At 39.3% G+C, this 425-nt stretch carries 1 pseudogene; it reads left to right on the top strand.

Annotated elements, in window-relative coordinates:
* A pseudogene (locus KH893_RS12455) lies at positions 1 to 425 on the top strand (nicotinamide phosphoribosyltransferase domain-containing protein); the annotation flags it as partial.

Raw genomic sequence — 425 nt, 5'->3', positions numbered from 1 at the left:
ATCATTTGTTAGGCAGGATTACTAATGAAATGATTGATGAAGCCGAGGAATTTAGTTTTTTGACCTTTGGTAATCATCATTTTTTTAATCGAGAAGTTTGGGAACAGGTTCGTGATTTGGGTTATTTGCCAATTAAAATTATGGAATTGCCCGAAGGTATCGAAGTCCCGATATCGACACCATTATTGACACTTGAATCGACCAAGTCTTGGTTTGCAACAACTTTAAATGCTTTGGAGTCAGTCTTGATGCATGTTTGGTATCCAACGACAATTTCGACTAATTCTATGTATATTAAAAAAGCTTTGTTGCCTTTATTTGAAAAATCCGGAAGTCCTACTGGCCTTGAGTTGGCAGTCAATGATTTCGGTTTGCGTGGAGCTTCTAGCTTGCAATCGGCACAACGTGGCGGAGCGGCACATCTA

The sequence above is a fragment of the Liquorilactobacillus sicerae genome, from assembly GCF_029916425.1.
GTDB classification, from domain to species: Bacteria; Bacillota; Bacilli; order Lactobacillales; family Lactobacillaceae; genus Liquorilactobacillus; species Liquorilactobacillus sicerae.
The sequence above is the reverse complement of the archived record's forward strand: the minus strand, read 5'-3'. Positions and strand labels throughout refer to the sequence as shown.